The sequence below is a fragment of the Streptomyces sp. NBC_01803 genome, from assembly GCF_035917415.1.
Taxonomy (GTDB): domain Bacteria; phylum Actinomycetota; class Actinomycetes; order Streptomycetales; family Streptomycetaceae; genus Streptomyces.
Genome location: NZ_CP109073.1, coordinates 1,958,423 through 1,980,635, shown reverse-complemented (window position 1 = coordinate 1,980,635; position 22,213 = coordinate 1,958,423). Strand labels below are relative to the sequence as shown.

At 69.9% G+C, this 22,213-nt stretch carries 20 protein-coding genes and 1 CRISPR repeat array; of the genes, 6 read left to right on the top strand and 14 right to left on the bottom strand.

The features are described from left to right. Positions 1–2: 2 nt before the first annotated feature. Positions 3–1,415, bottom strand: coding sequence for an MFS transporter (locus tag OIE51_RS08430; protein ID WP_326596626.1), 1,413 nt, complete (start codon positions 1,413–1,415; stop codon positions 3–5). 138 nt (positions 1,416–1,553) lie between these two features. On the opposite strand from OIE51_RS08430, the gene OIE51_RS08425 reads away from it, so the two are divergent. Next, a complete protein-coding gene (locus OIE51_RS08425; RefSeq protein WP_326596625.1) occupies positions 1,554–2,255 on the top strand; it encodes a GntR family transcriptional regulator in 702 nt (233 codons plus the stop codon). Continuing rightward, positions 2,252–2,860, top strand: a complete 609-nt coding sequence (locus OIE51_RS08420; protein WP_326596624.1) for a carboxymuconolactone decarboxylase family protein — start codon at positions 2,252–2,254, stop codon at positions 2,858–2,860. The genes OIE51_RS08425 and OIE51_RS08420 overlap by 4 nt, the downstream gene beginning before the upstream one ends. A 106-nt stretch (positions 2,861–2,966) precedes the next feature. Here OIE51_RS08420 and OIE51_RS08415 read toward each other — a convergent pair whose 3' ends face one another. The 4 genes from OIE51_RS08415 to OIE51_RS08400 form a co-directional block, all read right to left on the bottom strand. Next, positions 2,967–3,599 (bottom strand): 3-oxoacid CoA-transferase subunit B, encoded by a 633-nt coding sequence (locus OIE51_RS08415; RefSeq protein ID WP_326596623.1) that lies wholly within the window; start codon positions 3,597–3,599, stop codon positions 2,967–2,969. Beyond that, positions 3,599–4,381: a CoA transferase subunit A gene (locus OIE51_RS08410; RefSeq protein WP_326600554.1), complete on the bottom strand. Its 783-nt coding sequence runs from the start codon at positions 4,379–4,381 to the stop codon at positions 3,599–3,601. The genes OIE51_RS08415 and OIE51_RS08410 overlap by 1 nt, the downstream gene beginning before the upstream one ends. A gap of 32 nt (positions 4,382–4,413) precedes the next feature. Continuing rightward, complete coding sequence (locus tag OIE51_RS08405) at positions 4,414–5,337, bottom strand: VOC family protein (RefSeq protein ID WP_326596622.1); 924 nt, start codon at positions 5,335–5,337, stop codon at positions 4,414–4,416. Between the two features lie 87 nt (positions 5,338–5,424). Beyond that, positions 5,425–6,270, bottom strand: a complete 846-nt coding sequence (locus OIE51_RS08400) for a fumarylacetoacetate hydrolase family protein (protein ID WP_326596620.1) — start codon at positions 6,268–6,270, stop codon at positions 5,425–5,427. A 124-nt stretch (positions 6,271–6,394) separates the two neighbouring features. Between OIE51_RS08400 and OIE51_RS08395 the strand changes: the two genes are divergently transcribed. The 4 genes from OIE51_RS08395 to OIE51_RS08380 all read left to right on the top strand — a co-directional run bounded on the left by OIE51_RS08395 (position 6,395) and on the right by OIE51_RS08380 (position 8,701). Next, positions 6,395–7,105, top strand: coding sequence for a GntR family transcriptional regulator (locus OIE51_RS08395; RefSeq protein ID WP_326596618.1), 711 nt, complete (start codon positions 6,395–6,397; stop codon positions 7,103–7,105). Between the two features lie 87 nt (positions 7,106–7,192). After that, the gene (locus OIE51_RS08390; RefSeq protein ID WP_326596616.1) at positions 7,193–7,429 is read left to right on the top strand and encodes a hypothetical protein; all 237 of its coding nucleotides are present in this window, start codon (positions 7,193–7,195) and stop codon (positions 7,427–7,429) included. Continuing rightward, positions 7,426–8,127, top strand: a complete 702-nt coding sequence (locus OIE51_RS08385; RefSeq protein ID WP_326596614.1) for a hypothetical protein — start codon at positions 7,426–7,428, stop codon at positions 8,125–8,127. The genes OIE51_RS08390 and OIE51_RS08385 overlap by 4 nt, the downstream gene beginning before the upstream one ends. 22 nt (positions 8,128–8,149) lie before the next feature. Then, the gene (locus tag OIE51_RS08380) at positions 8,150–8,701 is read left to right on the top strand and encodes a class IV adenylate cyclase (protein WP_326596612.1); all 552 of its coding nucleotides are present in this window, start codon (positions 8,150–8,152) and stop codon (positions 8,699–8,701) included. A gap of 1,310 nt (positions 8,702–10,011) precedes the next feature. Then, positions 10,012–12,891: a CRISPR direct-repeat array (repeat unit 30 nt; unit sequence GTTGTCACCCCTCGTAGGGGCGATGAGGAC). Between the two features lie 133 nt (positions 12,892–13,024). Here the strand turns inward: OIE51_RS08380 and cas2 are convergent. The 9 genes from cas2 to OIE51_RS08335 form a co-directional block, all read right to left on the bottom strand. Continuing rightward, positions 13,025–13,288: a CRISPR-associated endonuclease Cas2 gene (gene cas2 / locus OIE51_RS08375; protein ID WP_326596610.1), complete on the bottom strand. Its 264-nt coding sequence runs from the start codon at positions 13,286–13,288 to the stop codon at positions 13,025–13,027. A 7-nt stretch (positions 13,289–13,295) separates the two neighbouring features. Further along, positions 13,296–14,276, bottom strand: a complete 981-nt coding sequence (cas1, locus tag OIE51_RS08370; RefSeq protein WP_326596608.1) for a CRISPR-associated endonuclease Cas1 — start codon at positions 14,274–14,276, stop codon at positions 13,296–13,298. 4 nt (positions 14,277–14,280) lie between these two features. Then, the gene (locus OIE51_RS08365; protein ID WP_326596606.1) at positions 14,281–14,778 is read right to left on the bottom strand and encodes a CRISPR-associated protein Cas4; all 498 of its coding nucleotides are present in this window, start codon (positions 14,776–14,778) and stop codon (positions 14,281–14,283) included. Then, complete coding sequence (cas3, locus tag OIE51_RS08360; protein WP_326596605.1) at positions 14,775–17,195, bottom strand: CRISPR-associated helicase Cas3'; 2,421 nt, start codon at positions 17,193–17,195, stop codon at positions 14,775–14,777. Before cas3 ends, OIE51_RS08365 begins: the two co-directional genes overlap by 4 nt. A 15-nt stretch (positions 17,196–17,210) precedes the next feature. Then, positions 17,211–17,879, bottom strand: coding sequence for a CRISPR-associated protein Cas5 (gene cas5, locus OIE51_RS08355; RefSeq protein WP_326600552.1), 669 nt, complete (start codon positions 17,877–17,879; stop codon positions 17,211–17,213). A gap of 2 nt (positions 17,880–17,881) precedes the next feature. Continuing rightward, a complete protein-coding gene (gene cas7i / locus OIE51_RS08350) occupies positions 17,882–18,907 on the bottom strand; it encodes a type I-B CRISPR-associated protein Cas7/Cst2/DevR (protein WP_326596603.1) in 1,026 nt (341 codons plus the stop codon). Next, complete coding sequence (locus OIE51_RS08345) at positions 18,904–20,379, bottom strand: hypothetical protein (protein WP_326596602.1); 1,476 nt, start codon at positions 20,377–20,379, stop codon at positions 18,904–18,906. Before OIE51_RS08345 ends, cas7i begins: the two co-directional genes overlap by 4 nt. Next, on the bottom strand, positions 20,376–21,086 hold the full coding sequence (locus OIE51_RS08340; protein ID WP_326596601.1) for a CRISPR-associated endoribonuclease Cas6: 711 nt from the start codon (positions 21,084–21,086) through the stop codon (positions 20,376–20,378). The genes OIE51_RS08345 and OIE51_RS08340 overlap by 4 nt, the downstream gene beginning before the upstream one ends. 175 nt (positions 21,087–21,261) lie before the next feature. Continuing rightward, positions 21,262–22,008, bottom strand: a complete 747-nt coding sequence (locus tag OIE51_RS08335; protein WP_326596600.1) for an ISAs1 family transposase — start codon at positions 22,006–22,008, stop codon at positions 21,262–21,264. Positions 22,009–22,213: the final 205 nt, after the last annotated feature.

Below are 22,213 nucleotides of genomic sequence, written 5' to 3'. Positions count from 1 at the left end.
GGTCACACGGCCGGGGAGGTCCTGGGGCGGCCCGGCTGCCGACCGTCGCCGCCCGGGGCCGGGCTCTCGGCGGCCACGCTGCCCACCAGCCGGCCGCGGTCGCGCCCCGGGTTGACGCACAGGGCCGCGCACAGGCCGCCCGCGATGGCGATGACGCCGAGCACGGTGAATCCGCGGTGGTAGCCGGTGGCGAGGTCGGGGGCGTGGTCGAGGATGACGCCCATGGCGTAGGGGCCGCCGACGCTGCCCAGGGAGTAGAGGCCGTACAGCGCGCCCAGCACGGCGCCGCGCTGGGCGGGCGGGCAGATCCGGCCGACCGCGTTGTAGGCCGAGGTCATCGCGACCATCGGCAGGCCGGCCGCCAGGGAGACGCCGCAGACGAGCCAGAAGCCCGTGCCGAGGTAGGGGATCAGCACCGCGCAGACGCCGCCGGCCGCGACGGTGGCACCGGTGAACACGCCCAGCGGGACGCGGTCGGCGGTGCCGCGGGACATCAGGCGGCCGGAGAGGGCGCCGAGGACGAGGATGGCGGTGATGCTGACGACGTTCGGCGGGATGACCATGTTGCCCGCCTCGGACGGGTCGTAGCCGACGATTCGGACGAAGTACGGCACCAGCCAGGCGAGGACGACGGCCAGGCACCAGGCGGCGGCGAAGGTCATCGCGAGCGAGCCGAGGAAGGTCGGGCTGAGCAGGATCCGGCGGTAGGGGACGCGTTGCCCGTCGGCCGTGTCGCCGGCGACGGCCGGGGCGGCCTCGGCCGGGGGAGCGGTGGGAGCGGTGGGATCGGCCGGAGTCGGGTGGGTGTCGGCGGGGCGGTCCTTGCCGAGGATGGCGTAGACCACGGCCCACGCGGCGCTGAGTATGGCGGTGGCGGCGAAGGCCCAGCGCCAGCCGTGCTCGGTGATCACCCAGGTCAGGAACAGGGCGGCCGTGATGGCGCCGATGCCGGAGGCGATCTGGGTGAGCGCGGTGGGCAGGCTCCGGCGCTCCGGCGGGAACCAGGCGTGCGCGGTGTGCACGGTGAGCGGGTTGGCCGGGCCCTCGGCGGCTCCCATGAAGATCCGGCTGACGAACAGCGCGGTGAGGGTGGCGCTGATCAGCATCGGGACCTGGGCGACGGCCCACAGCAGGGCGAGCACCACGAAGACCCACTTGCTGCGGACCTTGTTCGCCATCAGGCCGACCAGGATCGACGCCACGGTGAAGAGCAGGTAGAAGCTGCTGCTGGCCAGGCCGTAGGTGGAGTTGCTCAGGTTGAGCTCGTCCATGATCGGGACGGCCGCGAGGCCGAGGACCGCCTTGTCCCAGAAGTTGAGCGCCATGAAGAGCATCAGCAGAACGGTCATGAACCACGCCTGCCGCCGGCTCGGCGGGGAGGGGACGAGCGGGGTCTTGTCATGGGGGTGTGCCACGGTGCACTCCTGTCTCACGGCACGGCAGCGGACCGAGAGGTCGGGAACGGATAGGCAGCATCGTGATCCCCATCGTTCGACAAGTCAATAAGCTTTCGAAACTCAATCGCATCATCATAATCTGCTACCGTCCTTCGTATGTTGCGGAAGGAAGGCCCCACCACCCGCGTCGACGAGGTGTACGCGGGTCTGCGGGGCGACATCCACGCCGGCCGGCTCACCCCCGGCGCCCGCCTCAAGCTCACCGAGCTGCGCGGCCGTTACTCCACGAACATGGGCGCGGTCCGGGAGGCGCTGGCCCGGCTGACGGCCGAGGGCCTGGTGACCTCCGCGCCGCACCAGGGCTACCGGGTGGTGTCGCTGTCGTACCGGGACCTGGCCGACCTCGCCGAGGCCCGGATCGCGATCGAGACCCGGGTGCTCCGGCTCTCGGTCCGGGACGGCGACATGGCCTGGGAGGGCGGTCTGGTGGCCGCCTACCATGTGCTGGAACGCACCCCGCTGATCGGCCCGGAGGGCCCGGACCGCCCGTCCGACGCGTGGAACGCGGCGCACGCCGCGTTCCACGCGGCGCTGATCGCCGGCTGCCGGAACCGCCGGCTGCGGACCGTCGCCAGGGCGTTGCGCGAGGACGCCGAGCTGTACCGCCAGTGGTCGGTCTCGCTCGGCGGACGGCCCCACGACCGCGCCGCCTCCGACCACCGCGAGCTGCTCGAACCCGCGCTCGCCCGGGACGGCGAGCTCGCCGCCGAGCGGCTCGGCGCGCACATCGCGACCACCACCAAGCTGCTGATCAGCCGCGCCACCGACGCGCCGGCCGACGGGACGCCGACGCGGTGAGCGCCGAGCGGCTGCCCCGGCTGACCCGGGACGACCTGGACGAGGAGCAGCTCGCCCTCTACCGGAGCATCACCGCGGGGCCGCGTGCCGCCGGCCCGCAGCTCTTCGCGCTCCAGGACGAACAGGGCGCGCTCAACGGCCCGTTCGGCGTGATGCTGCACGCGCCCGGACTCGGCGGCCCGCTCCAGGAGCTGGGTGCCGCGGTGCGCTACCGGACCGGGATGAGCGGCCGGGTGCGGGAGATCGCGATCCTCGCCGTCGCCGCCGCCACCGGCAGCTCCTTCGAGCGATACGCGCACGAACGGGTCGGGCGCGCGGCCGGGCTCACCGAGCCGGAGCTGTCCGCGCTCCGCACCGGCACGTTCACCTCGGCCGACCCGGCGGAGGCGGCGGCGTACACGCTGTCCGCCCGGCTGCTCGACGACGCGCACCGGCCCTGGGCCGACGCGGACTACACGGCGGCCGAGGGCGCGCTCGGCCGGGCCGGGGTGCTCGAACTGACCGTCCTGGTCGGCTACTACCGCACTCTCGCGCAGCTGATGGATGTCTTCGGCGTCGGTGCCCCGGAAGAGGGAAGCGGGAACGAGGGCGGCACAGCGGACTGAGTGGGGAAAGCTGAGTGGGAAAAGCTGAGTGGGGACAGCTGAGCAGGGAAAGGGGACCGGGCCGCCGGCGAGGACGCGCCGACGGCCCTTTCTCGCGCCCGGCAGGTCAGGGTTGGACCAGGGGCGCGTCGGTCGCCGCCCGGACGTCGTCGGAGGTGACGCCGGGGGCGGTCTCAAGGAGGGCCAGGCCCTCGGGGGTGATGTCGAGGACGGCCAGATCGGTGATGATCCGGTGGACGCAGGCCCGGCCCGTGAGGGGCAGGGTGCACGCGCCGAGGATCTTCGGAGTGCCGTCCTTCGCGGTGTGCTCGGTCAGGGCGATGACGCGGCGGGCGCCGTGCACCAGATCCATGGCGCCGCCCATGCCTTTGACCATCTTGCCGGGGATCATCCAGTTGGCGAGGTCACCGGCCGCGGAGACCTGCATGGCCCCGAGGACGGCGGTGTCGATGTGACCGCCGCGGATCATCCCGAAGGAGAGCGCGGAGTCGAAGAACGCGGCCCCGGGCAGCACGGTGACGGTCTCCTTCCCGGCGTTGATCAGGTCGGGGTCGACCTGGTCGGCGGTCGGGTAGGGGCCGGTGCCCAGAATGCCGTTCTCCGAGTGGAGCACGACACGCACGCCCGGCGGGAGGTGGTTGGGGATGAGGGTGGGCAGCCCGATGCCGAGGTTCACATAGGAGCCGTCGGCCAGCTCGGCCGCGGCGCGGGCCGCCATCTCGTCACGGGTCCAGGGCATCAGGCGCCCACCCTTCCTCGTGCCGGAGGCGCGGAGACCGTGCGGCGTTCGATCGGCTTGTCGGCGGCCTGGGCCGGCGTGAGGGGCACCACCCGCTGGACGAAGACGCCCGGCAGGTGCACCTGGTCGGGGTCGAGCTCGCCCGGCTCGACCAGCTCCTCCACCTCGGCCACGGTGATCCGGCCGGCCATCGCGGCCAGCGGGTTGAAGTTGGTCGCCGAGCGGTGGAAGACCAGATTGCCGTGCCGGTCGCCGCGGGCGGCGTGGACCAGCGCGAAGTCGCAGGTGATGGCCTGCTCCAGCACGTGCTCCCGGCCCGCGAAGCTCCGGGTCTCCTTGGGCGGCGAGGCCACCTCCACCGAGCCGTCCGAGCGGTAGCGCCAGGGCAGGCCGCCCTCGGCGATCTGGGTGCCGACCCCGGCGGTGGTGTAGAAGGCGGGGATCCCGGCGCCGCCGGCCCGCAGCCGTTCGGCGAGGGTGCCCTGCGGGATCAGCTCGACCTCAAGCTCGCCGGCCAGGTACTGGCGGGCGAACTCCTTGTTCTCGCCGACGTAGGAGGCGGTGACCCGCGCCACCCGTCCGGCGACGAGCAGGATGCCGAGGCCCCGGCCGTCCACGCCGCAGTTGTTGGAGGCCAGCCGCAGGCGGCCGGCGCCCTGTTCGTGGAGGGCGCGGATCAGGGTTTCGGGGATGCCGCAGAGTCCGAAGCCGCCGACGGCCAGGGAGGCGCCGTCAGGAATGTCGGCGACGGCCTCGGCGGCGTCGGGTATCACCTTGTCCATCGTGGTCCCGCCGGTCTCGGTGGTCGTGGTGGTCATGGGGCGCTGTGGCTTCCGGTCATGAGTTCGGCCAGGTCGTCGGGGCGGATGAAGGAGGGCGGTGGCGGGGGTCCCCAGCTGAAGAGGCCCTCGGCGCCTTCGAACACCTCCGGCTTCCAGAGCTGGTCGTCGACGACGCAGTCCATGTCGGAGTAGTACTCGGAGAAGTTGCCGGCGGGGTCTTTGAGGTACCAGAAGAAGTTGGAGCCGGCGTGGTGGCGGCCCAGTCCCCATACGTGCCGTTCGGGGTGGTCCTCCAGCATGGCCATGGCGCCGCGTCCGATGTCGTCCACGTCGTCCACCTGCCAGGAGGTGTGATGCAGGAACGCGACCGGCGCGGCGAGGACGAGCAGGTTGTGGTGGTCGGTGGAGCAGCGGAGGAAGGCGCCGACGTCGCCCATCAGGTCGCTGACGCGGAAGCCGAGGCCGTCGCGGAAGAACGCCGTGGTGGCGGCGAAGTCGGTGGTGCCGAGGACGGCGTGGCCGAGCTTGCGGGGCTGGATGGCGTCGGCCCGCTCGATGCCGGGCGCGCGGCTTCCGGGGCGTTCCATGCGGCCCGGCCCGTTGTACGGGGTGGCCGGGGTGACGGGCTGGGTGAGGCGGGGTTCGATCCGCAGGACGGCGCGAACGGCGGTGCGCGGCTCGTAGGCGGTGAGGGTGCCGCCGGTCACGGTCGCCTCCGCGCCGAGGCGCGCCAGGCGGAAGGCCGCCGCCGCCAGGTCGTCGGGGTCGTCCGCGCCGATGACGAGCTCGACCAGGCGCCTGGTGGGGGCGGGCACGACGCGCAGCTGACGGCCGCCGTCCCGGGTGGCGAACCAGCCGTCGTCCTCGGGGCTGAGCCCGAAGTCGGCGTAGTAGGCCGCGGTGTCGGCCGGGTTGGGGACTCCCATCGTCACGGAAGCCAGTCGGTGCAGCGCCATGGGTCGGACTCCTTCGTCACTTCTGAGGCGCGGGCGGTCGGGTCGGGCGGCCGGGGCCGGGGCCGGGGCCGGGGTGAGGCGGCCGGCTCAGCCGGTGAAGGTCTGGCGCAGCTCGCCGATGCCCTCGACGTAGCTGACCAGCTCGTCGCCGGGGACGAGGAAACGCTGCGGGGAGCGGCCCATCCCGACGCCGGCGGGGGTGCCGGTGAAGATGAGGTCGCCCGGGAGCAGGGTCAGCACGGCGGACAGCCGCGCGATCAGGGCGGGCAGCGGGAAGAGCAGGTCGCCGGTGCGGCCCTTCTGGACCTCTTCGCCGTTGATGGCGCAGCCCAGCTCCAGGTCGTCGGGGTCGGCGAACTCGTCGGGGGTGACCAGCCAGGGACCCACCGGGGAGAAGCCCTGGTGGGACTTGGCGAGGCTGAACTGCGGCACCGGGCCGGCCAGCTGCGCGAGGCGCTCGGAGAGGTCCTGGCCGACGGCGAGTCCCGCGACGTGGCGCCACGCCTCGCCCTCCGTGACCCGGTGGGCCTCGGTGCCGATGACGGCGACCAGCTCGACCTCCCAGTCGGTGTGCCCGCCCTCGGGCAGCCGCACCTCGGTGACGGGGCCGGTGATGCTGGTGGGGAACTTGGTGAAGACGGGGGGCACGCCCTCCGGCGCGGTCAGGCCGGCCTCGGCCGCGTGGTCCCGGTAGTTCAGCCCGATGGCGAGCACCTGGCGCGGGGCGGGGGCCGGGGAGCCGAGGTCACCGGGCGCGAAGGCGGTCCCGGCGGGCAGGTCGGCGTGTGCCGCCCACTCCCGGAAGGCGCCCCAGCGCGCGTACACCGCCTGCGGGTCCGCCCCGAACAGTCCGCCGCTGGCTCGCTCCACATCCACGGCCGTGCCGTCCGGCGCCAGCAGCGCCAGACGGCCGGAAACATTCGCGATACGCATGCCCGGCACGCTAGCAGCTTACGAACTTCATGGAAAGATTCGAAAGCTGCGCCTCTCTGACTGTCGACGAACAGCTCTCTTTCGAAAGACCGCCACGCTTTCGCACGACTGCTAGGTTGAGGGCATGGCCAACAACCACAACGGGACGACCCGCGCCGGCGAGGTGTACCAGCGGCTGCGCGCCGACATCCTCGGCGGTCGGCAGCCGCCCGGGCAGCGGCTGAAGTTCCCCGAGCTGTGCGCGCGGTACGGCACCAGCGTGGGCGCGGCCCGGGAGGCCCTGACCCGGCTGGTCACCGAGGGCTTCGTGATCACTCAGTCCCACCAGGGGTACACGGTCATCCCGCTCTCCCACGAGGATCTGGCCGACCTCACCTTCGCCCGCGTCGAGATCGAATCCACGGTGCTGCGCCTCTCCGTGCTGGACGGCGACATGAACTGGGAGGCCCAACTCGTCGCCGCCCACCACGTGCTGGAACGCACGCCCTTCTTCGGTCCGGACGACACCGACCACCCCGGCGACGACTGGGCCGCCGCGCACCGGGCGTTCCACCTCGCGCTGCTCGACGGCTGCCGCAACCGCCACCTGACCGCCGTCGCCCGTGGCCTGCGCGAGGAGGCAGCGCTCTATCTGCAGTGGTCGGTGTCCTTCGGCCGCGAGCCGGACCGGGACATCGCGGGTGAGCACCGGGCGCTGCTCCAGGCCGCCGTGGGCCGCGACGCCGACCTGGCCGCGCGCCTCCTGCGCGAACACATCGCGCACACCGCCCGCCTACTGATCCGCGGCGCCACCGACCAGCCGAACGACGCCCCCGAGGCCGCCACCCACACCTGACCCGCGTCGGCGGCTGAGCTGGCCGTCCCGCCGGATCGCGATCCATCCGTTCCGGGGTGATGGCCGACGTGCGGTGAGCGGGGGGAGATGCGCCATCACGTTCGCGATCCCAGCCCGTCCGGCCGGGTGTCCATCTATCTGGCCAGGAACGGCGCCCGCTTCATCGCGGCGCCGATCCACCCAGACGAGGAGTTCCGCGCCGCTCTCGAACAGCTCCAGGAGGCGCTTGGCTTCACCGAGGTGCACCTCACGGGCGGAGAGCCCACCCTGCACCCGAACTGGCGCAGCTTGTCGCGCTGGCGGGCAACAGCGGCTACCGGGTGAGCGTCACCTCCAACGGCGAGAACGGCGCCAGGATCTTGCCCGGATGCGTGCAGGCCGGGCTCCAGCGCGTCAACTTCTCGGTCTTCGGCACCGACCCCGGCGAACTGGCCGAGGCCCAGAACGCGAAGTTCCGCAGGGCCTCGCTTGCCGCGGCTAAGATCGAGGCGTTGGACGAATCGATCCGTGTGGCACTGGACCTGGGCTTGATGACAAGGGCGAACGTCGTCCTTCCCGACCGCTCTCACATCGGGCGCGTGCACCGGCTTCTGGAGCGGTATTCCCCGCGTCTGTCGGTCCGTGTCCTGTCGTCGCTGGCGGACGGTGAGGAATCGCTTGACGCCATCGACACCCTGCTGGCCGAACTCGGGGCGGAGCCTCACGAGGTCCATCTGATCGCTGGCACGTCAGGCTTTCGCGCCTCCTGTCGACTGCCGAACGGCCGCGTGCTCATGGTCAAGCACATCAGCCCGCTGCGGCTGCCCGAGACGTGCACGGGATGCCGGTTCAACAACGACACCGACTGCCAGGAGGGCTATTACGGCGTGCGGCTCCAACGCGACCTCACGGGTACCTTCCACGTCGGTGTGTGCATTCAGCGTATGGACCTGTGTCTGCCGGTCCACGAATTCGTCCGCAGCGGGCTGTGCGAGCAAATCAGGAAACCGCGCGATCAGGAATTCTACGACCTGCGCGCGTAAACCGACATACCGAAGGAGAGCGATGGCGGAACACGAGTACGAAGCCAAGTTCCTGGCGATCGACGCGGAGAGGCTACAGGGCAAAATCCGCAACGCTGGTGGGGAACAAGTCTTCCCCAAAACCATGTTCACCCGCCTGATCTTCGAGAACGACGCCGTCCAGGGCGAACAGTGGCTGCGACTCAGGGATGAGGGCGGAAAGACCACGCTCACCCTGAAGCAGGTCAGCGACGCCACCCACATCGGGGGTACCACGGAAATCGAAATCGAGGTCAACGACCTGGAGAAGACGGCCGAACTCCTGAAGGCCGTCGGCCTGCGGCAGGTGCGCTATCAGCAGAACTACCGCGAGGAATGGCAACTCGACGGCATCACCTACGACTTCGACACGTGGCCCGACCTGCCCACGTTCCTCGAAATCGAAGGACCATCCGAAGAAGCCGTCCGGAAAGCCGTCGCCGCTCTCGGTCTGGACTACGACGACGCGCGCTTCGGCAGCATCGACCTGGTTTACAAGAGTGAGGCCAACCGAGACATCCTCGCCGAGCCAACCCTGCTCTTCCGGCAGCAATGAGATCACCCCGGAGCCAGTGAGGCGCTGCCCGCAGGTCCCCTGCGGGCAGCGATCCGCCGCTTGACCGGTTGAGCCATGCACCGGCACGGCCCTGCGGGCACGCGGCCCGGTCCTGTCTCCGGGAGGCTCGGCTTGTGCCGCGGTGCGTGGAGTCATCCGTACCTGAGCGTGAACCTGCCCGACGCACCCGAGCAGCTACAGCGGCGCTTGTTCGACGTGACCCGACTGACCATCGACCTGCACCACGACAGCGACGACATCACGTTCACGATCAGGCTGCCCGCTGACCAAGTACCCGAGGTCACCACACGGCCGCGACGATCTTCACGGCACCCCAGCAAGCAGAACGGCCCGTGCCCAGCGATGGGACCACGAGCCGCCTTGTAGATGCTGTAGGTGCCCCCGGCGGGGGACCCACAACATGGGAACGGCCAAAGCCACAGGTCAACACCAAGGTGCTGACTATCCGCGCGGTTGTGCCGACGAAGCGGTGACACGTCTGGCCGCCGCACACGACCGACGTGCCAATGACACGCAGGCCTTGAGTGGCCGATGTGGTGCGCGGGTTGGTGTGCCGAACGGGTCACCCAGAACAAGGGAACGGCCGAGCGCCCGATTGGGCGGTCGGCCACTGATCGTCGAATCCATGGTCCGGCCGACGCGGTGATATGGGTGCTGCGCGCGTTCGAGCCCGCGGCAGGGGTCCTGAGTATGGGAACGGCGGGAACCGGCGGCCGGTACTCATGCGGTGGTCGTGCTGAATGGGTGGGCCGACGATGCTCTGTTGACCCATTGTCTGAGAGGGCCTACGGCGGGCCGGCACCTGCCGGTGACCGTTCCGCCAAGCCGTGGGCGGCACCGTGGACGGTGTAGCTCACCTCTCGTGGCCGACCAATGGGGAATTGCCCCGGCCTGGTTGTTACCCCTCGTAGGGGCGATGAGGACCGCGCGCGTTCGCGCTGATGCGCTGCGCGCTCGGCAGTTGTCACCCCTCGTAGGGGCGATGAGGACGACCCTGCGGCCCGGGTGCCGCATCCAGGGCCTGCCGTTGTCACCCCTCGTAGGGGCGATGAGGACCGCTGCCGTTCCACAGCCGCGAGCCGTTGAATGCGCGTTGTCACCCCTCGTAGGGGCCATGAGGACCCCGGGCGCCGCGCCGTCGGCCCGCTGGGCGTTCACGTTGTCACCCCTCGTAGGGGCGATGAGGACCCGGGCCCCCGGCCGGGCACCCCGCCCTGCCGCTGACGTTGTCACCCCTCGTAGGGCGATGAGGACGCGGCATACGGCCCGTGAGCAGCCCGGGGGCTGGAAGTTGTCACCCCTCGTAGGGGCGATGAGGACCACCGGCAGCGCCACGCCCTCGGCCCGCTGGCGGCGTTGTCACCCCTCGTAGGGGCGATGAGGACCGGCGAGAAGGTGGTCTACGTGGGCCGCGTCGAGTTGTTGTCACCCCTCGTAGGGGCGATGAGGACCCGCGACGTAGATGCCCATGCCCTGCACGGTCTCGAGTTGTCACCCCTAGTAGGGGCGATGAGGACCGGCGAGAAGGTGGTCTACGTGGGCCGCGTCGAGTTGTTGTCACCCCTCGTAGGGGCGATGAGGACCTACCTGCTGTCCACCGTGCACGGGCCGCAGACCTTCCGTTGTCACCCCTCGTAGGGGCGATGAGGACTCATCCAGGCCGTCGAAACCATCGGCGACGGCGGACGGTTGTCACCCCTCGTAGGGGCGATGAGGACACGGCCGGGCCGCCGTCCTCCTCGCCGACACCAACACCATGTTGTCACCCCTCGTAGGGGCGATGAGGACCACGGAGGCAGTTGCCGAGCACGGCCGCACCAGCACGTTGTCACCCCTCGTAGGGGCGATGAGGACCTCCAAGCGGCAGCGGCCTCCGCAGGAGCGCATGTTGTCACCCCTCGTAGGGGCGATGAGGACCGAGGCGCGCAGCATGTGGTGCCGGGTACCGTCCGTGTTGTCACCCCTCGTAGGGGCGATGAGGACCAGCCCGAGCAGTAGCCCAGCACTACGAGCGCGCGTTGTCACCCCTCGTAGGGGCGATGAGGACCTCCTCCATCTCCGCGTCCAGCACGGGCAACATCACGTTGTCACCCCTCGTAGGGGCGATGAGGACCGAGCCAGTCCCCGGTCAAGCCGAGGAACTCGCGCAGTTGTCACCCCTCGTAGGGGCGATGAGGACCGTTCTATCTCTTCGACACGGCCCAGGCCAGCACGTTGTCACCCCTCGTAGGGGCGATGAGGACCGAGCCAGTCCCCGGTCAAGCCGAGGAACTCGCGCAGTTGTCACCCCTCGTAGGGGCGATGAGGACCGTTCTATCTCTTCGACACGGCCCAGGCCAGCACGTTGTCACCCCTCGTAGGGGCGATGAGGACCTTGCTGGAGCAGGGTGCGGACGTCCGCGATCGCGTGTTGTCACCCCTCGTAGGGGCGATGAGGACCCGGGCGGCCTGGATGACCAGGCGCCGCGCGGCTTGTTGTCACCCCTCGTAGGGGCGATGAGGACGTGCACCGCTGCACTCGGGAAGCGCGGCGGTGAAACGTTGTCACCCCTCGTAGGGGCGATGAGGACCAGCGCTCCGTCAATGGGCACCCGGACTCAGTGACGATGTTGTCACCCCTCGTAGGGGCGATGAGGACCGACATCGTCACCGTCCGCACCTTCGAGACCTGCACGTTGTCACCCCTCGTAGGGGCGATGAGGACCGACATCGTCACCGTCCGCACCTTCGAGACCTGCACGTTGTCACCCCTCGTAGGGGCGATGAGGACCCGGCGGCGGCCTGGGCGAGTCCCTCGGGCGCGCCGTGTTGTCACCCCTCGTAGGGGCGATGAGGACAATGGACTCTACGAACCCGTCGCCCTTGAACGTGATAGTTGTCACCCCTCGTAGGGGCGATGAGGACATACGCTCCGAATCGGGACCGCATCGCTGCGGATGTGTTGTCACCCCTCGTAGGGGCGATGAGGACGCGGCAGCGCGCCGTCGGATCCGGTGGGGTTCGCCATGTTGTCACCCCTCGTAGGGGCGATGAGGACCACTGTAGGTCCAGTTCGCGATCGGCCCGGTGTAGTCGTTGTCACCCCTCGTAGGGGCGATGAGGACCGATGGCGGCGTCTTCGAGTGCCCGACCATCCGCATGTTGTCACCCCTCGTAGGGGCGATGAGGACGCAGTACCCGCAACCCGAGGCCCGGCAGGCCCTCCAGGTTGTCACCCCTCGTAGGGGCGATGAGGACGATCATGGCGCACGCCAAGGCGGCCGACATCGTCATGTTGTCACCCCTCGTAGGGGCGATGAGGACAGGGCTGGAACACCACGCTCAGGCCCGCGCACGACCGTTGTCACCCCTCGTAGGGGCGATGAGGACGGACGACATCGCCGAGGGGACGACACGCTTCCTCACGTTGTCACCCCTCGTAGGGGCGATGAGGACTCCAGAAGTCCATCCGGGCCTGGGCGTCCGCCGCCGCGTTGTCACCCCTCGTAGGGGCGATGAGGACTCAGGTGCCACACCGACGCCGGACGCGAACCGTCCCGTTGTCACCCCTCGTAGGGGCGATGAGGACCGGCTTCGTGCGCGTCGCGGGTCTGCTCGAACATGACGTTGTCACCCCTCGTAGGGGCGATGAGGACGCACGACCCGGCCTATCGGCCGGCCAGGGTGTTTGCGTTGTCACCCCTCGTAGGGGCGATGAGGACTCGTCGGCGTCGAGCTGGTACTCGGCGCCGCCCACGGGTTGTCACCCCTCGTAGGGGCGATGAGGACGCGGGGTGCTGACCGCTGACGCCACCGGGGCCATACCGTTGTCACCCCTCGTAGGGGCGATGAGGACCCGCCGGCAGCCTCCCGCACTACCAGTCGGCCCTCCGGTTGTCACCCCTCGTAGGGGCGATGAGGACGGTCCTGGCCGCTGAAGACGCGGAGGGCGGCGTGACGTTGTCACCCCTCGTAGGGGCGATGAGGACCTGGCTGAGTGAGGAGACGCTGATGTCGAACGTTGTGTTGTCACCCCTCGTAGGGGCGATGAGGACTTTCCGGTCTTGGCGCGCAGGCTGGCCTCAGGGTCATGTTGTCACCCCTCGTAGGGGCGATGAGGACCCGTGCGGCCGACCTGCTTCTTGTTCTCCGCCCAGGAGGTTGTCACCCCTCGTAGGGGCGATGAGGACCCCATGGTGAAGGTGCTGGTGGGGGCAATGATGGGGCGGCCATTTTGGCGGGCGTTTGCAGCGGATCGTGGGTTGTGTGGTTGGCGTCGGTGTGTCGCTGAAATTTTGGGTCAGGCAGTGGTGACCCGGTGGGTTAGAGGATGTCGGTGGGGGCGGGTTTGGTTGCGCCCCATTCATGGCGGACGGGGGTGGTGCCGGGTGGGAAGGTGTAGACGAGAACGTTGTCGTAGGTGAGGTCGAGGACGGTTTCGACGGCTGCCTGGAAGCGTCGGAGCTGGGCCTCGCTGAGCTGGCCTTCGAAGACGCTGCGCTGAACGTGGTGGAGGTATTTGCGGCAGGTGCGCAGGATTTTGGGGTTGCGTTTGGCGGCGGTGTCGTAGACGACGATGACGTGCATGCGCCGGTCACCACCAGATCCGGAACGGCTTGTAGAGGGTTCCTTCCAGGCAGTGCCGGGTCAGGGCCAGGGCGTCGAGGTAGAGCAGTTCGTCGTAGGCGACGGGGCGGCCGAGGGCGCGGTGGGTGACGGTGACGGCGAGTTCGTCGCGGACGGTCTGGACGACGAGCTTGCGGCCGGTGTCGCTGAGCATGGCCTGGTTGGTGTCGCGGTCGAAGTGGTGGTGCTTGAGCTGGTTGCGGCTGGCCATGCGCAGCAGGAGCCGTTCGGCGAACAGCGGTTTGAACATCTCGGCCAGGTCCAGGACCAGGGAGTGGCGCTGGCGTTCCATGCTGCTGTGGAGGAAGGCGATGCCGCTGTGCAGGGGGGTGAGGCGCACAGCGGTCAGGACGCGGGCGTAGATGATGCCGTTGACGTAGCTGATGAACGCGTTCCCGGCGTTCTTCGGCGGGCGCCGGCTGCGGCCGTTGAGCTGGAGCCAGTCGGGGAGCTTGGTGTCGATGACCTCCCAGGCCGAGCGGCGGAACGTGCCTTCGGCGCCCATCAGGTGCAGGGGCGTCGTTGCCTCGCGGATGCTCTCCTGGAGAACCGTGTAGGGACGGGCCAGGAGCTTGCGGTCGATGACGCGGCGGACGTTGAAGGCACAGGCGTCGACGATGCTGCGGGCGATGGCCATGCTGGCCTGCGGGTCCCGGGCCAGCGCGGCCTGGGCCAGCACCGTCTCCCCGGACGTGCTGGTGTCGGCGGTCAGCAGCGAGCCGGCGTAATCGCCGTAGTAGCTCAGCAGGTGGACGCTGATCCGGTGCCGGTTGAGCAGGGAGACCACGGACGTGTTCAGGTCCGTCTCCGCGCAGGCGACGATGTCCCGCACGTCGGTGACGGGGATGTGGACGCTGGGGGCGGCGTCGCGTTCGATGACCAGGGACTCGTCCTTGCGGCGGATCCGGCAGGGGCTGGTCAGCCAGTAGGTGCGGGTAGCAGCGGGCATCGGCTTACTCCGTCCAGCAGTAGTCGGCGAAGCTGCACCCGCGGCACCCGGTACGCGGCAGGCGCTCGGGGTAGACCGGCGCGTGCGCGGTGGCCAGCGCGGCGGTGATGTCCTCCTCGGCCTGCGCGGCGGCCTCCGGGGTGTAGGGGTAGCGGTGGGTACGGCGGGTCGCGGGGTAGTGCAGCACCGCGCCTTGCACTTCGACGCCCAGCCGCTGCAACTGGTGGCAGTAGTGGTACGCCTGGGCCCGGTCGGCGTCCGTGGGCCGGGAGGAGGATTTCACCTCGTGCACCCACTGCTGGCCGTCGAGGAAGTCCAGCCGCGCGGCTCCCAGGTCGACGGGACTGTGCCGCGGGTAGGAGACGTCATGGACGGCTTCGCCGGTCTGCACCGCGGCGCTGAGGTGCTCGGGGCGGATGCCCCGCACATACAGCCACAACTGCCGCCGGCAGTGATGCAGGTACTTGATATGGACACCGCCGATGTCCTCGCGGCCGATCACAGCACCTCGCCCGGCTGGTAGGTCCGGGCTGGTGTGCCTCGGACAGACAGCAGACCGAGGCGGGGGTTGTAGTTGCCGTCGATGACGCGTACCTTGAGCTGTTTTTCCCAGCGAGTGAGGCTCGCTGCCCAGTAGGGCATGGGGATGAGGAGGTCGTCGGCCAGGAGGCGCCCTGCGGCGCCTTTGGCTTCGGTGAGGGCTTGGGCGTAGGCGTCTTTGTCCTCCAGCAGGACAGCCTCGGTGCCGTCGAACAGCTCGTCGAAGGTCTCGCTGAGGTCTTCGCGGTCGTCGAAGGGGTGCTCGAACCGGAGGAAGGCGTTGTGGAATGCGTCGAGGTGCTCCATGACGTGGCCGTGCCAGCGTTTTCCCCAGTCGGTGCCGTAGATGGTGTTCAGCCAGGAGGTGGCGTCGGTCTCGTCGATCAGGGCCGTGTCGTGGCGGGTGAGGATCTCCCAGGCGGACTGGACCGGTTCGCGTTCGTAGATGCCGTCGGCGTACTGCTCGCCGGGTCGGCTGCGGCGAGCGGTCCACGCTGGCTGGTGCACGATGACGTCGGCGGGCGGCCGGGCGGCGGTGCGGTTGACGCGGCCGAATCGCTGCAGCAGCGCTTCCAGTGGGGCCGCAGCGGTGAACAGGACATCGAAGTCGACGTCGAGTGAGACCTCGACGACCTGTGTGGCGATCAGCAGTCCGGGTCGGCGTGCCGCGCCGGCGCCGAAGCGGTCAGTGATGGCCTTTTCGATGTCCAGCCGGTCACCACGTCTGAACCGCGAGTGCAGCAGCAGCGCGGCGTGCTCGCCGTGCCGGTCGGCTACGAGTGGGTGTAGTTCTTCGAAGAGGGCCAGCGCGTGGGCGATGTTGTTGGCGACGATGAGAACGGACTCGTCGCGGTCCAGACGTCGGCGGACCTCGGCGAGGGCTGCCGGGTCGGTCAGATGGTGATGGCGCACGGCCAGTCGGTGCCGTGTCGGCGGGCGGGGGCCGGGCGGTTCGAGCAGCGGGATGTTCTCGCGCAGCGCGTGCCGGAAGAGGCCGGCGAGTGAGTCGGGCAGGGTGGCGGAGAGCACGGCGATCCGGCCGCCGAGGTCTTTCCACAGGCGGGCGCTGGCCAGGATGTAGCCCAGGCGGCGCGGGTCGTAGGCGTGGAGTTCGTCCAGGACGAAAACCGAGTTCGCAGCGTCGAGCAGAGTTCCCGAGTGGGCCGGGCCAGCCAGGGCGGCTCGCAGCAGTTGGTAGGGGGTGCCGACACGGACGGTCTCGTGGAACAGGCGGGTGGCCGCGGCCCGGGAGACGGCCTTTGCGGCGGCCGATGCCCGCGAAGTGCTGTCCTCGTCACCGTCCTGAGCGGCGGTGGCGGTGGCCAGGTGGTAGGAGGCGGCCCGTGAATGGGCGACGCCGATGGTGTCGGGGCCACCGAGCAGCTCCCGCAGGCGGCTGGCCATGGCGTTGATCGAGGACAGGTAAGGGAGGGTGTAGAAGACCCGTGGCGTGCCGCCGGTGACGGCCGCAAGGTCGGCGACTTGGCGGGCGGCCCACAGAAGCCCGGCTTCGGTCTTGCCGCTGCCGGTCGGGGCCCGGAGCAGCAGATCACCGACCCGGTCACCGGCCTGCGCCTGGTGCGCGCGCAGGGTGCTGTGCCTGCCGGCGAGATGCTTCTCCAGCAGCGCGGGGAAGCCGGCGTTCAGCGGCTGGGCGACGGCCAGGCGGGCGTGGGCCGAGGACAGGTGGTCGGACATGGTGACCGCTCCTTGCAGCAGGACAGCCGCCACCCCTTCCCTGGGGCCGACCGGTTCGTTCCACCGGTCCAGCAGCGTCTGCAGAAGGGTGTGCGCTTGATGAAGGAGACCGGCTGCGGTCATGTTTCCCGCCGGCTGCTGGGGCGCGGCCGGCAGGGCGTGGGCGGCGGCGGCCTCGCGCAGCCAGCCGGCCATCGCCGCAACGGCAGGCTCGGGGATGGGCGTGAACCGGTCGTGCAGCTCGGCCGCGTCACTGCCGCCGTACAGGGTCTCCAGATCGCGCAGGTTCTGGCCGGTCAGCGCCCGGTGGTGGGTGGCCACGGCGGTGGCCACCCACACCGACAGGGTGGTGTCCTCGATGAGCCAGGGCAGGAATCCCAGCGAGGCCACCTCATGGCGTTCCCCCCAGGCCCGCGTTCGGCCTCGGACCATGGCCTGGAAACCTCCCACGATCTTCCCGGTGTCGTGCGCGAGCGCTGCCCAGCCCACGGCCGACCAGAACTGGCCGCCCATGACCGTCTCGGCCGGCTCGAGGTACCCGACCCTGCGTCGCACCGCCAGCGATGCCAGCAGCGTGTCCAGCAGATGCTCGGTCAGCCCGTCCCCGACCGTCTGATCGCCCTGCGGGCTCTTGGCCCGCAACTGGGACAACTCCGGGGGAGGCAGTGGGGGAGCCGTCATGAGCCGGGCATCTCCTCAAGTGCTGGGGGGCGCGGTGTCCGGGTGCGGGGAAGCCAGAGGCACCAGCGCCTGGCCTTGGGCAGTGGACCAACTGCCTTCGATCACCCGGGCACTGCGGCCGGTCGGATCGAAAAGATAAGAACCCCATCGGGTCCGGTTCCGGTCCGTCGAGGTGGCTGCGGGCATCCGCAGCCGGGTCCCGGCAGCCGGATCGGTGGCGGACTCGGGAACCAGCGCGCCGCCCAGCGTTCCCGGTGACTGCCGTACCGCAACAGTGTCCAGACGGATGCCGACGAGGTCCTGGCTGCGGCCCAGCCGCAGCGGCCAGCGTGGTCGGCGAAGCCGCCGCTCCCAGGCCTCCAGGTCCTCAAACAGCCACAGCCGCAGCATGACGTCAGCCAGGAAATCACGGGAACGAGGAGCGGGCGGCGCCTTCTTGCCCGTGGCCTCCAGCGGGTGATAAGTCTCCAGGTCCGTGCCACCGCCGCGGGCGTGGAAGACCATGGCGAAGGACAACCCGGGGTCGACCTCGCCCCACCCGCCCGCCGCCGCGGCCAGCATGCCGCCCACGGTGGCCGGTGACGGGCAGGGCAACGTCACCTGTACGCCGGAGTACAGCGGGTTCCGGAAAGAAACGACCGGCGCCGTCACGGTCACTTCCAGCGCCGACCGCCCGGTGGGCATGCTCACGCCGCGATGTCCTCGAACCACGAGTCCGCGTCGCCATTCTCGACCTGTCCGGCCAGACCGGTCAGCAGATCCCGCGGGTGCTGCACGGTCACCCGCTTCTCCTCGATCAGGTCCTTCAGCTCCCGGCGGACCCGCTCACGCTGGTCACCCAGGAAGCCAGGCGCCCAGCCGATCATCACCGGCCCATCCAGCTCCCGGCGCCACGCCCGGTACTCCTCCCGCAGCACATCAGCGTCGAACACCGGCTTGCCCTCCCGCGCCGCCAAGACGCGGGTGAAGGGGTTGACACCGCCCTTCATCGGCGCGAGCAGCACCAGCGCCGGTGTGCGGTCGCCGTAGTGCAGAGCCTGCTTGGCCCCGCCCCGCAGCGACGCCAGCGTCCGCAACAGCACCGCCAGCCGGCGCCGCCGTTCCTCCAACGGCAGTCGCACAGCGGCCACGCCCCGGAAGGACACCCCCTGTGCGCCACGGCCCCGGGCCTCATCGGCCACCGCCTGGCTGATCGACACCCGCAGCCCGCTGCCGTCGGTCTCGAACACCCCCACACGCGGCACATCCAGCAGCACATCCCCCGCCAGCACCCCGCTGTACAGCTCGTGCTGATGAATGACTGGGTGCTCACCCGCCGGGAAATCCCGGCTCATCGTCCCGAAATCCGTCGTCGGCGCCTGCGGCACCACCGACACCAGCGTCCCCGTGGCCAGCACCGTGTCCCGCTGATAATTCTCCTTCTTCACCGCCACCATGTAGCCGAACAGGTCATCGTCCAAGAACCGGTCCGGCCGCCCGGCGGTATACGCCTGCTGTGCCTTTCCCGTACCCGAACGCGTCACCTGCGACCGCGGCTCGTCCGCGGGGAGCGAGTCGCGAAGCCACCGGCGGAACGCCTGCGCTGAGATGTAGGGATACTTCTCCCGCCCCACCCGCAGCGTCTTCACACGCCCGATATTGTCCTCGCCCTCACCGTTGTTCGGCGCCCCGGCGACGACATCCTCAACGATCTTCCCGGCCAGAAACGTCACCGCTGGTCCTCTCCGTCCTCATCCATATCACTGGTCCACTCCTGGTCTTCCTCATGCAAGGCGGCCACCGCGTCCTCATCGTCCGCCTCGCCGGCTGCCTGCCACCCCCGCCTGCTCAGTTCCTCCAGGACCCCCACCAGCAACAGGTCCCGGTGGAACCAGGCCGGGTTCTCCGGGGAAGGGTCGAACAGCAGCACCCACGCCCGCTCCGACACCAGCGGCCCGGCCGCCTCTTCGTGCTTCGCGCCCGCCCACTCCACGCCCCGCCGGGTCAGCCAGCCCCGCAACCGCGACGGCTCCCGCAAGTACGCGCGCAGCCTGCGCAACGGACCCCGCGATTCCTGGGCCGCCAGCAGCCCGCCGACCCTCCGCGCGGTCTCCCGGATCTCAGCCAGGTCCTTCTCGATCACCTGCATCACCTCAGTCGCGAACGAAAAAAGCAGTCCGGCAAGCGCGCCGACCTCCTCCCGATCCGGCTCGTGCGCACTCACCACCGAGCCCAGATACCGAACCCCCACCCCCACGATCCGCTCCGGATCACGGAACGCGTTACGAGCCAGAGCGACCACACCCCGGGTATGCGGCGAAGTGTGAGCCCGAACCAGCGCACGGAACCCCCGGCGCCGCTCCGCCAACCGGCACGTCCTGCGCAACCACTCCGCCAGGGGCTGCGCAAGGCCATGGCTCTCCAGCAGCTGGCCGCGGTTGTTGTTGTTGAACACCAGCAATTCAACGCCATCGGCAAGCCGCGCCCCGTAGCCCCGCAGCGCCTCGAGCGCCACGACCTCCCGCACCGTGTCCTGTTTTCCGGCGACATTCCCGGTCGCGGCGATCCGCAGGTTCCGCCCCGCCTGCAGCCCCACCGCCCGCCGCAGGAAACCCTCATCCCAGCTGTGGACCGCCACCGACGACCCACCCGAGAGCTGAGCACCATAGGGCAGCGCGTAAAAGCAGCACACGCACGGCCAGCACAACGCCATCCCCTCATGCCCGCGCGGCGTCGTATTCCGGTAAGCCTCGCTCTCCGCCAGAACCACATCACGCTTGCCGAAAAACCCCACACTCCGGCGCCCACACAGCACGCACCCTGCAGCCGGCCACGACGCCGGCTCCGGCATGCTCAGCCACTCCCTCACCGACCGACGCACATCCTCCGCGGACTTCGCACGCCCATCGGCCGTCCTGCCCTTCCACCGCCCGGGATGATTCATCGGCGCGTTGGGGAAGAAGGACAAGCTGGCTTTCTGCCAGAACCCGTCCACCGCCTTGCTCTCGCGCACCGACGCTTCCACCGCGTCCCGCACCACCACCGCGAACCCCGCCCGGAAACCCTCCGCACCCAGACCTTCCGGATCCGATCCGCCCCCCAGAGCCGCCAGCGCATACGCGCCCACCCGCTGCAGCGGATGCGGCGTCAGCACGATCCGCGCCTGACCGGTGGCCTCGGCATCAGCAAAGCCACCGCCGCTCATGCCTGCACCCAACCAAAGCCGGCCGCGTTCGCCTGCCCAAGTCCCCAACTCCACAGCGCCCGCAACGTCTCAGGCGCCCCCGACAGCTCCACCTCCACCGGAGCACCCGGCTTCGCACCACCCCCCACCGTGAACGACCGCTTCGCCCCGATCCACGTCACCGACTCCAGTTCCACCGCCGGATCCAGCCCCAGCGTCTGCGCTTTACGCACCAGGTTCCCCTGGAAATACTCCGCCCACTGCGGCTCACTGGGCAGCACCCAGTCCTGCCGTGACTCACGCGCCCCCGACTCGTCCCGCCCCGACCCCTTCATCACCACCGGAGTCACCGTCCGCAACCGCACCCGCCCCGACGAACAATCCGGCGGAACCAGCACCTCCAGCCCCGTCAGCCGGAACGCCACCCCACCCCAGTCCACCAGCTCCCGGGCAGCCAAACCCCGCCCCAGCGCCTCCACCACCTCCGGCACCGGACTGCCGAACTCCACCACCCCCGGCCCACCCGCCGCATACTTCCCCCGCACCCGCCGAGCCCGCGGGAACACCGGCGCCCCATGCCCGAACGGCACCATCCCGAACCGCCCCATCCCCTGAGCATGCAACCGGCGCCCCAGCTCAGGAGCCACACGACCCAGCACGTCGTACACCAGCCCACGCCCCGGTGCCAGCACACCCGCCCACGGCAACACCGTCGCCGACGTCGTCACCGCCAACCGCACCCTCACACCACACCCCACACATCAGGCAATCAGCCCACAGCAAGTCCCAATGACCCAGCGGCTGCTGAGTGTAAATGCCGCCACTGACAACGCCATCCGCCCAGAGATCCGACCGGCCCCACGAGCAGGGCTTCGGCGTAGTCGGCGGGCGTCCGTTTTGTGATCATGCGAGGCTGAGGAGTTCGAGGGGTCGGCGGGCGTCGCGCGCGTTGCGGCGGAGCCCGGCGGCGATGTTCTTCACGCCGTTCAGCCGCAGGGCGCCGACGGCGAGGTTGCGCCAGGTCGCCATTGCGCGCGGAGCGTTGCCGGTCGGCAACTGGGAGGCGTCCTCGGCGAAGGTCGTGTCGCGGACGTGGTGCAGCGCCTCGATCTTCCAGTGGTCCCGGATCAGCTGTGCGAGCTGGGCGGGGGTGGCTTGCTCGGCAGTCAGGCTGGTCACCGCGTAGACGGTGGTGATCGTGGTCTTGCCGGTCTTGCGGTCGGTGCGGCGGCGCTTGATCTGGACGGCCTGGCGGGCGCCGGGGAAGAGCAGGTTGTTCACGGTAGCGACTTTGATCCGGCGGATCTCGGAGCGGCCGTGGCCGGTGCCCCGGGTGCGGCCCTGGAGCGGGATGTCCTGCCAAGGCAGGGACTTCAGCTGCTTGCGCAGGTTCTTCTGGTTGCCTTTGACGATCGCGATGTAGTGGGCCCGGCGACCGAGGAGGTAGCCGGCGTGTTCGCGCTGGGTGTGCAGCGCGTCGCTGGTGACGACCGTCCCGGCGAGGTCGGCGACGGTGTCCAGCAGCGGCTGGAAGCGGGTGAACTCTTCGGTTTCACCGAGGATCCGCGGGGCCCGGAGTCCGCTTACTGTGCCCCCTGGAGATGAGCTTAGCCTCGATCCACCGATCAATAGCCGGTCCAGCGTGGACATGAAGGCGCGGATGTACTCTGAGCTGAGACGTTGTAGTCGGCCCGAAGCCGCCGGTGTGGCCCGGTGCCCCAAGTCGGCGGTGATGGGCGGTTCGTGACGGGCGGTGGATCGCCTGCAGGCACGGCTTCCGGTGATCACAGGGTGTGGAATTCGCTGATCACCACAACGGAAGACCGTGAGCCTTTTCCGACCTGGTTGAGGCCGT

Bases quoted from the DNA above. Each gene is read 5' to 3' on its own strand.
- OIE51_RS08390 (WP_326596616.1), top strand. From the start codon at position 7,193: ATGCGCCATCACGTTCGCGATCCCAGCCCGTCCGGCCGGGTGTCCATC.
- OIE51_RS08395 (WP_326596618.1), top strand. From the start codon at position 6,395: ATGGCCAACAACCACAACGGGACGACCCGCGCCGGCGAGGTGTACCAG.
- cas5 (WP_326600552.1), bottom strand. From the start codon at position 17,879: ATGCCCACCGGGCGGTCGGCGCTGGAAGTGACCGTGACGGCGCCGGTC.
- cas2 (WP_326596610.1), bottom strand. From the start codon at position 13,288: ATGCACGTCATCGTCGTCTACGACACCGCCGCCAAACGCAACCCCAAA.
- OIE51_RS08415 (WP_326596623.1), bottom strand. From the start codon at position 3,599: ATGCCCTGGACCCGTGACGAGATGGCGGCCCGCGCCGCGGCCGAGCTG.
- OIE51_RS08400 (WP_326596620.1), bottom strand. From the start codon at position 6,270: ATGCGTATCGCGAATGTTTCCGGCCGTCTGGCGCTGCTGGCGCCGGAC.
- OIE51_RS08345 (WP_326596602.1), bottom strand. From the start codon at position 20,379: ATGAGCGGCGGTGGCTTTGCTGATGCCGAGGCCACCGGTCAGGCGCGG.
- OIE51_RS08425 (WP_326596625.1), top strand. From the start codon at position 1,554: ATGTTGCGGAAGGAAGGCCCCACCACCCGCGTCGACGAGGTGTACGCG.
- cas1 (WP_326596608.1), bottom strand. From the start codon at position 14,276: ATGCCCGCTGCTACCCGCACCTACTGGCTGACCAGCCCCTGCCGGATC.
- OIE51_RS08380 (WP_326596612.1), top strand. From the start codon at position 8,150: ATGGCGGAACACGAGTACGAAGCCAAGTTCCTGGCGATCGACGCGGAG.
- OIE51_RS08410 (WP_326600554.1), bottom strand. From the start codon at position 4,381: ATGGACAAGGTGATACCCGACGCCGCCGAGGCCGTCGCCGACATTCCT.
- OIE51_RS08335 (WP_326596600.1), bottom strand. From the start codon at position 22,008: ATGTCCACGCTGGACCGGCTATTGATCGGTGGATCGAGGCTAAGCTCA.
- OIE51_RS08405 (WP_326596622.1), bottom strand. From the start codon at position 5,337: ATGGCGCTGCACCGACTGGCTTCCGTGACGATGGGAGTCCCCAACCCG.
- cas3 (WP_326596605.1), bottom strand. From the start codon at position 17,195: ATGACGGCTCCCCCACTGCCTCCCCCGGAGTTGTCCCAGTTGCGGGCC.